The organism is Mesorhizobium sp. M0938 (assembly GCF_040319125.1).
In the GTDB taxonomy this organism is placed as follows: Bacteria; Pseudomonadota; Alphaproteobacteria; order Rhizobiales; family Rhizobiaceae; genus Mesorhizobium; species Mesorhizobium robiniae.
Map to the genome: position 1 here is coordinate 330762 of NZ_JAMYNS010000008.1, position 8652 is coordinate 339413.

The 8652-nt window shown below is 62.7% G+C and carries 13 protein-coding genes; 9 read left to right on the forward strand and 4 right to left on the reverse strand.

The window, feature by feature from the left end; genetic code table 11:
* Nucleotides 1-95 precede the first annotated feature (95 nt).
* Nucleotides 96-308, reverse strand: a complete 213-nt coding sequence (locus tag NKH73_RS17255) for a cold-shock protein (protein ID WP_023678332.1) — start codon at nt 306-308, stop codon at nt 96-98.
* Nucleotides 309-638: 330 nt separating this feature from the next.
* Between NKH73_RS17255 and NKH73_RS17260 the strand changes: the two genes are divergently transcribed.
* The gene (locus NKH73_RS17260; RefSeq protein ID WP_352933753.1) at nt 639-965 is read left to right on the forward strand and encodes a hypothetical protein; all 327 of its coding nucleotides are present in this window, start codon (nt 639-641) and stop codon (nt 963-965) included.
* Between the two features lie 12 nt (nt 966-977).
* Here NKH73_RS17260 and NKH73_RS17265 read toward each other — a convergent pair whose 3' ends face one another.
* Nucleotides 978-1547, reverse strand: coding sequence for a methylated-DNA--[protein]-cysteine S-methyltransferase (locus NKH73_RS17265; protein WP_352933756.1), 570 nt, complete (start codon nt 1545-1547; stop codon nt 978-980).
* Between the two features lie 344 nt (nt 1548-1891).
* Here NKH73_RS17265 and NKH73_RS17270 point away from each other — a divergent pair, with 344 nt between their 5' ends.
* Together NKH73_RS17270 and NKH73_RS17275 are read left to right on the forward strand one after the other, a co-directional pair.
* Nucleotides 1892-2752, forward strand: coding sequence for a transglycosylase SLT domain-containing protein (locus NKH73_RS17270; RefSeq protein ID WP_352933759.1), 861 nt, complete (start codon nt 1892-1894; stop codon nt 2750-2752).
* Nucleotides 2753-2862: 110 nt separating this feature from the next.
* Nucleotides 2863-3351: a GNAT family N-acetyltransferase gene (locus NKH73_RS17275; protein WP_352933762.1), complete on the forward strand. Its 489-nt coding sequence runs from the start codon at nt 2863-2865 to the stop codon at nt 3349-3351.
* A gap of 364 nt (nt 3352-3715) precedes the next feature.
* Here NKH73_RS17275 and NKH73_RS17280 read toward each other — a convergent pair whose 3' ends face one another.
* Complete coding sequence (locus NKH73_RS17280; protein WP_352933764.1) at nt 3716-4057, reverse strand: hypothetical protein; 342 nt, start codon at nt 4055-4057, stop codon at nt 3716-3718.
* Nucleotides 4058-4254: 197 nt separating this feature from the next.
* Here NKH73_RS17280 and NKH73_RS17285 point away from each other — a divergent pair, with 197 nt between their 5' ends.
* The 3 genes from NKH73_RS17285 to NKH73_RS17295 all read left to right on the forward strand — a co-directional run bounded on the left by NKH73_RS17285 (nt 4255) and on the right by NKH73_RS17295 (nt 6423).
* Nucleotides 4255-4695: a lysozyme inhibitor LprI family protein gene (locus NKH73_RS17285; RefSeq protein ID WP_352933766.1), complete on the forward strand. Its 441-nt coding sequence runs from the start codon at nt 4255-4257 to the stop codon at nt 4693-4695.
* Between the two features lie 297 nt (nt 4696-4992).
* On the forward strand, nt 4993-5736 hold the full coding sequence (locus tag NKH73_RS17290) for a DUF899 family protein (RefSeq protein WP_352933768.1): 744 nt from the start codon (nt 4993-4995) through the stop codon (nt 5734-5736).
* A 135-nt stretch (nt 5737-5871) separates the two neighbouring features.
* A complete protein-coding gene (locus NKH73_RS17295; protein WP_352933771.1) occupies nt 5872-6423 on the forward strand; it encodes a DUF4142 domain-containing protein in 552 nt (183 codons plus the stop codon).
* 38 nt (nt 6424-6461) lie between these two features.
* On the opposite strand, the gene NKH73_RS17300 is transcribed toward NKH73_RS17295, so the two are convergent.
* A complete protein-coding gene (locus NKH73_RS17300) occupies nt 6462-6782 on the reverse strand; it encodes a DUF1476 domain-containing protein (RefSeq protein WP_352933774.1) in 321 nt (106 codons plus the stop codon).
* Between the two features lie 231 nt (nt 6783-7013).
* Here NKH73_RS17300 and NKH73_RS17305 point away from each other — a divergent pair, with 231 nt between their 5' ends.
* The 3 genes from NKH73_RS17305 to NKH73_RS17315 all read left to right on the forward strand — a co-directional run bounded on the left by NKH73_RS17305 (nt 7014) and on the right by NKH73_RS17315 (nt 8329).
* Nucleotides 7014-7397, forward strand: a complete 384-nt coding sequence (locus NKH73_RS17305; RefSeq protein WP_352933777.1) for a DUF6152 family protein — start codon at nt 7014-7016, stop codon at nt 7395-7397.
* A complete protein-coding gene (locus NKH73_RS17310) occupies nt 7398-7865 on the forward strand; it encodes a DUF6644 family protein (protein WP_352933780.1) in 468 nt (155 codons plus the stop codon).
* A gap of 71 nt (nt 7866-7936) precedes the next feature.
* A complete protein-coding gene (locus tag NKH73_RS17315; RefSeq protein WP_352933783.1) occupies nt 7937-8329 on the forward strand; it encodes a RidA family protein in 393 nt (130 codons plus the stop codon).
* The last annotated feature ends 323 nt before the right edge of the window (nt 8330-8652 follow it).

Sequence of the window (8652 nt, forward strand, 5' to 3'; positions counted from 1 at the left end):
ATCTTCCGCTCCGGTGCGCTTCTCGCGCGACCGTCAGTACATCCGTGACTTGCCGCGCGCCCCGAGCTATCGCCCGGCGCGCGCCATTCGCAAAATCAGGCTGCCTTGCTCAGAGACCCAGCGGACGACTTGCCAGTGCGGCGGTCCTGCTCGATCTCGAAGTTGATCTTCTGGCCTTCGACCAGGGTCGACAGCCCAGCGCGCTCGACTGCGGAGATGTGCACGAAAACGTCCGCGCCGCCGCTGTCAGGCTGGATGAAGCCGAAACCCTTGGTGGAATTAAACCACTTGACCGTACCTGTTGCCATTTCGATAGTCCTTATACGTTTGCCTTAGCTTGACCGAACCGAAGTCCAGCCGGTTTGTATCGAGATTTTGGAGATAGACGTCAGCAAACGCGAATATCGCGAGGCCCGGATCGATCGGCCGAAATATCAATGGACCTGATATAGTCCGCTTCTGCGCAAAAAACAAGACTGCGCGAAAAAAGGCGCTGATGCGGCGCTGCCCAACGGCCGCCCCAATCGCGTGAAAGCCTTGTAACGTCGCGCGTTGCGGAGGGTCGCATCTTTATCGCGCACATTGCGGGGAAGGACCGTGCCGCCTTCGAGCGTCCGGTCCTGTTTTGGGAGAGGACCATGAAAACTGTTCTGCTTGCCGCCTGCCTGATGCTGGTGGCCGCCGAGGCTCAAGCGATCTCGCGCTATGACCCGAGCCGCATGAGCTGCGGCAGGGTGCGGGCGACGATCGCGAGGGAAGGTGCCGTCATCCTGCGTTACCAGTCGGCGCGCACGCCAGGGCTGCCGCTCTACGACCGCTATGTGCGGAGCCAGCGCTTCTGCAACATGGGCGAGGTCAGGGCACGCGCTTCAGTGCCAAGCGCCGATACGAAATCCTGCATCGTCTACAAATGCAAGCGGGTGGACACAGACCGGCGCTTCCGCCGGCGTATTCTCCCCGACTAGCTACGCCTGGTCTCAGAAGCCGAATGAGACCTGCGCCGGAGGCGGCGGGCCGACGCGCACGCCTTCCATCGCCAGCATCTTTTCCTTGGTGGTCGAGCCGCCCGGTGCGGAAAAACCGCCGATCTTGCCGCCGGCGGCAAGAATGCGGTGGCAAGGGATGACCAGTGGCACCGGGTTGGCGCCGAGCGCAGCACCAGTTTCCCGCGCCAGCCCGGCATGGCCGGCGCGCTTGGCCAGCTCGCCATAGGTGGTGGTCTCGCCGAAGGCGAGCTTTCGCGCCGCGTCGTAGATGGCGAGGCGGAAATCGTCGACGCCGGTGAGATCGACCGGCACATCGGAGAAATCGGTGTCTTCGCCTGACGCATAGGCCTTTATCGCCGCGATCAGCTCGATGACCCACTGCGGTTGGGGGCTCGAAGCGGCGCTGCCGGCATGGTGCAAGAGCCGGCGTTCCACCGCGTCGCGGTTGCGCTGGGGCAGGCAGAGCCTCGTCAATCCGGCTCCGCTCCAGGCGATGCCCATGAAGCCGATCACGGTTTCGAAGACCGCGTGGCCGGCGGTGGCTTGAGAGGTGCTTTCCATGATGTGCTCCTTTCCGATAACGGACGGGAATCCAGTACATATCGAGAACGAGATATCGCATTTCCAGGTGGCGGTTGCCACCCGAAAACCATTCTTTTCTTGCTGCCTCAAACGCCGGCGGTCGCATCCGCGACCTTGGCTTCACGCGCCAAAAGGCGCGACGGCCGGTCGGCCTTGCCATTTTCGCTTCGCGAAAATGGTTTCCACCGATCGCGCGGAGCAGTGAACAGGACTTTTTCCTTCACCCGATTGCCCTGTATTCGAAGCCGGCAGGCTGCGGATTGCCGGGGGAAAGGCGCTGGTGTAAGGATTTTCTTAACAGACGAACCGGACCCGAGCGCGGCTTGCCAGCAAAAATCATCTTTCCCGCGATCGGCGTGATGCTCGCTGCGGCTGGCCTCAGCGGCTGTACCTCGACTTCGCAGACGAAGCCGGTGCCTTCCCTGACTGAAACCGCGACCGCAGCCGGTAGCGATGCCGGCTTTACGCTGGTGCTGCCCGACACGGTTTCAGTGCTGCCGGAATCATCCGGCGTCGCGCCTGTCCAGACGGCGGCGCTGCCTTTCGATTCCGCTGCAACGCCTGCCCAGCCAGCCGCCTTTGCCGGCCCGACCCCGCTGGCCGCAACTGCAGCCATGACGGCCGATGCCGCGCCCACCAGCGCAGCACCTGTCTATGCGACGGCTGCTGTGGCCATGCCGGTCACTGGCGCGGCAGGCAAGACGATGCCCGGGGTTCAGCAAGCCACCTATGTCGTGCCTGAGAATCCGTCCGCCCTGCTTTCGACCAGCCCTGCCAAGGAGTACTCGACGGGGCCGCGCGGCGAGATCGAGCGGCTGATCGAGAAATACGCCGCCTTCTATGAGGTGCCGGTCGATCTGGTGCGCCGCGTCGTCAATCGCGAGAGCACCTTCAATCCCAAGGCCTACAATCGGGGCCATTGGGGGCTGATGCAGATCAAGCACGCGACGGCGCGCGGCATGGGCTATGACGGGCCGGCGAGCGGGTTGTTCGACGCCGAAACCAATCTGAAATATGCAGTAAAATATCTGCGCGGCGCCTGGCTGGTGTCCGGCGGCAACGCCAAGCGCGCCGACCGGCTCTACCAGAGCGGCTATTATTACGACGCCAAGCGCAAGGGCATGCTGGAAGAAACCGGCCTTGGCCGCGACCGCGGTCGGCGCCGCCTGCAGCCCGACGCCTAAAAGCGCGTCGCGTTTGGACGGGTTGATGCAAAGGGCTTTTAGGTTCCTGTTTTGATGCATGCCGTTATCGCAAAACCGCTGCGCACTTTTGCGCAACAGGCATAGACGCCATGCCCGAGCCGCGCCCGCCGGCGCCGAACGACGTGAGGCTGCGCAAGATCCTCGATGACACGCTTGCTCCGCCGCGCTGGCCGGAAGGCTTCATCATGCGCGGCTTCGAGACCACCGACGCGCTCGCTTTGCATGCGCTGCTGACCACCGTGTTCGACGATGGCGCCGATGGGCCGTTCGACGAATGGTGGCCACGCATTTCAAGCGACGCGGAATTCGACCCTGCTTTGTGTTTCCTGGTCATCGACAGCAAAGGCCGACTGGCGGGTGCTGCGCTGTGCTGGACGCGGGCGTTCGTCAAAGACCTTGCCGTCCATCCCGAGGCGCGCGGCCGAGGCATCGCCGAAGCGCTGATGTGGCACGTCTTCTCCGCCTTTCACGCACGGGGCGCTGCGCATGTCGATCTCAAAACCAACACGGTTGAGAATGCCGCCGCCGTCAGGCTCTACGAGCGGCTGGGGATGTTCGAAGTCGACTGGGCGGGCTAGATGTGAGCGGCGGACTCTCAAGTCGAATCGTACCACCGCTCTATCTCTTTGTTTGAGTATCGGATTTCCCAAAACCGCTTCGCACTTTTGGGTCCGATGCTCTACCCCGGCTCCGGTCGGCTGCCCTTACGCAGGGGAAAGTGCATCGTTTGTGAACTGCTTCACATAGGTCGCCGACGGCAAGTGCTAAGACCCTGCCACGCCGTTCGGTCGGGGTACCGAGCGGAGGGTGTCGGAGGGGGCTGCACCGGCATGTGTCAGCCGCACTCCACGGCGGGTCCCGAGGCGGGTTCGGGATCCGCCTCCTCGTACGCTACCAAGCACCGCCCGCGAACCTTTCCGTTCCAAGCTGCTTTGTTATCGCTCAGTCAGGCGCGTTGCCGATCTTCTGCTTGAGCTCGAGCGCCCAGGCCCGGCCTTCGTCGCCGCCCCATAAAAGCCAGGCGATGTAGTCGGCCGACGGGTTTTCTTCACTGCCGAAGTTGCGGTCCTTCTTGTCGATCTCATGGCGGGCGAAATAGCTGACCATGCGCTGGATGGTGGAGGGCGAAAGCGTATCGCGGTTCTTGAGCTCGGTCGCCTGCGCAACCCCGACCTCGGTGCCGCCACGGCCAAATATGCCGCGCAGCCTGAGGCCCGTCGCGGCATTGTCGGCGACGATCTGCGGACAGCGCAGGTCGATTTCGTCATTGTCGGCTTCGCGCATGGTTTTTCCCCGATGTGGACCTATCCTCCTGAACGAAAAATGCGGTGAAATGCATCCCGTTCCGCAACGCTATTGCTTCGCAGCCGTCGGAGCCGGCCTGAAAGGAACTGTCCACCATGGCGACAGGCTGCATCTTGCCTGTATTCGTCGCACGGTTAGGCTTTGTTACAGCGGGCTTTCGAAATCGGAGAAACACAATGCGGCTTTTGCATTCCAAAACGGGTCTGGCCAAAACCGGCCTCGCCACCTTGCTCCTCGCCGTTCCGCTGCTTGCCAACGCGGCGCGTGCCGACGATTGCGCCAACGCGCAGGACCAGGCGACCATGAACGAATGCGCCGGCAAGTCGTTCACCGAAGCCGACAAGAAGCTCAACCACGCCTACAGGCAGATCGAGGGCCGGCTGAAGGACGATGCGGCATCAAAGAAGCTGCTGGTCGGTGCGCAGCGCGCCTGGGTCGCCTTCCGCGATTCCGAATGCGCTTTCCAGGGCGGCCCGCCCGATATGGCCGGCAGCATGTATCCGATGGTGGTCGCCGGCTGCCGGGAGAGCCTCACCAACGACCGGCTGAAGGATTTCGAGGGCTACCTCAATTGCCAGGAAGGCGACACGAGCTGCCCGGTGCCGGCGGCGCAGTAGCTTCGTTTGTTCCGCTCCCGTCGCGGCTGCCCCCTCATCCGGCCGCTTCGCGGCCACCTTCTCCCCGCCGGGGAGAAGAGGCTGGCGCCGGCGCTGCCGACCTCCTCTCCCCTCGGGGAGAGGTCGGATTGCCCCGAATTGCCCTTCGCAATTCGGTTAGCAATCCGGGTGAGGGGGCGTCTGCCGCCCGTCTGCGCAAAATGTCGGAACCGTCCGTCGTCATGCGTCCTTGAGAGGCAAGGCGCGTTGCCGGAACCTTGGCGCGCGTCGTCAAAATCCCCACAGATGGAGATGACGATGATCAGCTTTCCCAACGAATCCCAGGAATACCGCACCGCCCGCGAAACCCTCTTGCAGAAGGAGATCGAGCTGCGCCGCGCCATGGAGGATGTGGCCGTCGCCCGCCGCGCGCTGCCCAAGGGCGGGCTGGTGCCTGAGGATTATGTGTTCGACGGGCTTGGCGCCGATGGTAAGCCGGCCCGCATAACACTGTCGGAGCTGTTTTCACCCGGCAAGGACACGCTGATCGTCTACTCGATGATGTTTCCGCGCCATCCGCAAGAGACGCGCGACGTGGCGACGAGCGGCGGCACGGCCAAGCTCGCGCGGCCGGACCAGCCATGCCCGTCCTGCACGGCGCTGCTCGACCAGTTCGACGGCGCCATTGCCCATCTCGAGGCCGCCGGCTTCAATTTCGCCGTGGTGGGCAAGACCGCGCTTGAAAACCTGATCACGCTCGGCCGCGACCGCGGCTGGACGAACATGCGGCTGGTCTCCTCGGCCGGCAACAGCTTCAAGCGCGACTACCATGCCGAGGCCGACGACGGCGCGCAGTTGCCGATGCTATCGGTGTTCCATCGCGATGCCGACGGCATCCGCCATTTCTGGAGCTCCGAACTTGGCTTCACGCCGTCCGAGCCCGGCCAGGATCCGCGCGCTGTCGGCACCTGCGAGCCCTTGTGGAACCTGATGGATTTCACGCCGGAAGGCCGGCCGAACTGGGACGAGCAGCTGCAGTATGCCGGCGCGTCCTGCCACTGACCTTGGCAGCCAGGCACATTTTCGCCGCCGAGCGGGGTGGGACAGGAGTGCTGACACTTCATTCCTGTCCCGTGCGCAACTTCGCCGCTTGTGTCGCGTTGGACTCTCCGAGGACACACAACCCGGAGATTTTCGATGAGACCGCATCTCGCTATTGCCATGCTTGCTTTGCTTGCCGCTGCGCCGGCGGCCTTCGCCCAGTCCGCCACGCCGGCCGATCTTCCTGCTGTCGGCGAAACCAAGGTCGACACCGAGACCTTCTCCAAAACGGCCGCCAGTGCCAACCGGTTCGAGATTGAAAGCAGCAGGCTGGCGGAAAAAAAGAACGTCGCCGCCGATGTCAGGGAATTCGCCGCGCTGATGGTCAGGGATCACACCAAGGCTGGTGAGGATTTCAAGGCAGCGCTCGAACACAGCCAGACGACGGCCTCAGTGACTCCGAGCGGCCCCGCTTTGTTGCCGAAAGACCAGGCGATGCTGGACCAGCTCAAGAATCTCGACGGCGATGAATTCCAGGCGAAATACATCCTCCTGCAGACCGAGGCACACAAGCAGGCGCTGGCGCTGTTTTCCACCTATGCCCAGTCGGGCGAAGACCCGGCGCTGAAGGAATTCGCCAAGAAGACGCTACCGACGCTGCGGATGCACGAAAAGCACCTGAAGACTCTGGCCGCCGCCCACAGCTAGGCTGGAGCCAGAGCGGGGCGGTTCAGACTGAGCGGTGTTCAGCTCGTTTTGATCTGCTCGACCGCAGTCACCAACAGTTCGGCCATGGCGCTGCGAATCTGATGATCCGACTGGGCGACGCCCGCCGCGTCGAAATCGGCGCGTACCTTACGGAACACATCGTCGTCGCCTGCCTCTTCGAAATCCGCGCGCACCACCTCTTTCGCATAGGCGTCGGCGTCCTCGCCTGATTTGCCGAGCTTTTCGGCGGCCCACAGGCCGAGCAGCTTGTTGCGGCGCGCCATGGCCTTGAACTTCGTTTCCTCGTCCATCGCAAACTTCTTTTCGAAGCCTTCCTGACGGTCTCTCATATTGCTCATGGTTTGCCTCGTTCAGGTGTTAAGTCTCCGATCTTCATCCGATGGACAAGAAGAGCGGCGGGCCGAACATGGCGTGCATATACGTCATAAGCAAGACCGGACCGTCCATTCCACAGGGCGTCGACTTCGGCGGCCGATCATTGTGGCCGACTGCCCGTCGCACCGATGTGATTTGACGTTGCCGCGCCGCGACCTACTCTCGAATGGCGGGATGAACCGAGGAGACGAGCGATGCAGTTCAACGGGATCCGGAGCGTCACGCTGGCAGCGGCGGCGATGCTTGCCGCCGGCACCGCGGCTTACGCTCATCACGGCTGGTCGTGGACTGAGGACGGGTTCTTCGAACTCCGGGGCAGGATCACGGCGATCTACATAGGCAATCCGCACGCCACGCTGGATGTCGACGCCGAGGGCGAGGCCTGGCGGGTGGACTTGGCGCCGCCGTCGCGCACCATCGCCGCCGGCCTCACGGAGGAGGTCGCCAAGGTCGGCGACGAGGTGACCGCGATCGGCCACCGCTCGCGCGACGAGACCGAGAAATGGATGAAGGCGTCCCGCATCATCGTCAACGGCAAGACCTATGACGTCTATCCCGACCGCGTGCCGCCGGCCTGAATGGAAGGGCTGCTGGCCGGCATCGAGCAACTCGCTCTCGTCAGGGGGCTGAAGGCCTCCTTCGTCGCCTACCCCATTGTCAACGCGCTGCACATAATGTCGATCGGCGCGCTGCTGACCAGCGTTGGGCTCATGGACCTCAGGATCTTGGGCGCCTTCCGCGCGCTGCCGCAGACGGCGTTCGTCGCGCTGCTGCGCCGCATGGCGTTGAGCGCGTTCGCTGGAGCGCTTTTTACCGGGGCGCTGCTCTTTTCGGTCAGGGCGAGCGAATATGCGGCGATGCCGATTTTCCTCGCCAAGATGGGGCTTATCGTGCTTGCTGGGGTCAATTTCGTAGCGTTTATGCGGTTTTGCCGGGCAAGGGGTGGGGACGAGCCGGCCGGCGGGAGCGCGGCCATGCTGGCGGGGCTTTCGCTGATGCTGTGGATGTCGGTGCTATTCGCCGGACGGTTCATCGGTTTTCTCTAACCAAACCAATCGTCGGCACTGGCCTTCCCGAGGCCGGCAGATAAACTCGCTGCAAACACAGGGAGTTTGTCATGAACAAGGAAGTCATCGAAGTGCCGGTGTTGTCGGCGGCTGTGCGCGCGCTAGGCGTGCCGCTGTCGCTGGTGACCAAAGGGGCGGGGCTGGTTTTCGTGTCCGGCACACCGCCGCTAGATATCTCGACGGGCAAGCTGGTCAAGGGCGACATCGAGGTGCAGACGGAGGCGTCGCTGAAGGCGCTGAAACATTGCCTGGAAGCGGCGGGTACCTCGCTCGACAATGTGGTGATGGTGCGCATCTACGCCGCCAATTCCGGCTTCTACAACGCCATCAACCGCGTCTATGCCAAGTACTTCAACGTCAATCCGCCGGCGCGGAGTTTTGTGCCGGTGGCGTCATCGCCGATGGAGTTTGGTATTGAGATTGAGTGTGTTGCTGTGGGGTGAGTGAACGACATTAGTAGCTGAAGTGTCGGCAAGGCTGCTGCCATTCTAGCCCAGCAAATGGGTCGGCGCCAATATTGAGGCTGACAACGACGATGGCATCAATTCCAGCATTCCTATCTTCGCAAACCAATACGATTGTGCAATGAATTGAAATTAGGGGGATTTTACTATGGCAGAGAGCGAGAACGTTGACGCTTCTTCGGCGTCCGAAAATGAGCGCCTACGCTTCAGTGTGAGCCTAGGACGTAGACTCATTACCGCGTAGCCAGATGCGGATTGCGACGAGTTTGAGAGCGGCAAGATAGTTCTCAGCCAGCTTGTCG

Excerpts from the sequence above, each read along its gene's own strand:
- NKH73_RS17305 (WP_352933777.1), top strand. The coding sequence starts at position 7,014 with ATGCAGTTCAACGGGATCCGGAGCGTCACGCTGGCAGCGGCGGCGATG.
- NKH73_RS17290 (WP_352933768.1), top strand. The coding sequence starts at position 4,993 with ATGATCAGCTTTCCCAACGAATCCCAGGAATACCGCACCGCCCGCGAA.
- NKH73_RS17275 (WP_352933762.1), top strand. The coding sequence starts at position 2,863 with ATGCCCGAGCCGCGCCCGCCGGCGCCGAACGACGTGAGGCTGCGCAAG.
- NKH73_RS17265 (WP_352933756.1), bottom strand. The coding sequence starts at position 1,547 with ATGGAAAGCACCTCTCAAGCCACCGCCGGCCACGCGGTCTTCGAAACC.
- NKH73_RS17255 (WP_023678332.1), bottom strand. The coding sequence starts at position 308 with ATGGCAACAGGTACGGTCAAGTGGTTTAATTCCACCAAGGGTTTCGGC.
- NKH73_RS17260 (WP_352933753.1), top strand. The coding sequence starts at position 639 with ATGAAAACTGTTCTGCTTGCCGCCTGCCTGATGCTGGTGGCCGCCGAG.
- NKH73_RS17285 (WP_352933766.1), top strand. The coding sequence starts at position 4,255 with ATGCGGCTTTTGCATTCCAAAACGGGTCTGGCCAAAACCGGCCTCGCC.
- NKH73_RS17280 (WP_352933764.1), bottom strand. The coding sequence starts at position 4,057 with ATGCGCGAAGCCGACAATGACGAAATCGACCTGCGCTGTCCGCAGATC.
- NKH73_RS17295 (WP_352933771.1), top strand. The coding sequence starts at position 5,872 with ATGAGACCGCATCTCGCTATTGCCATGCTTGCTTTGCTTGCCGCTGCG.
- NKH73_RS17310 (WP_352933780.1), top strand. The coding sequence starts at position 7,398 with ATGGAAGGGCTGCTGGCCGGCATCGAGCAACTCGCTCTCGTCAGGGGG.
- NKH73_RS17300 (WP_352933774.1), bottom strand. The coding sequence starts at position 6,782 with ATGAGCAATATGAGAGACCGTCAGGAAGGCTTCGAAAAGAAGTTTGCG.
- NKH73_RS17315 (WP_352933783.1), top strand. The coding sequence starts at position 7,937 with ATGAACAAGGAAGTCATCGAAGTGCCGGTGTTGTCGGCGGCTGTGCGC.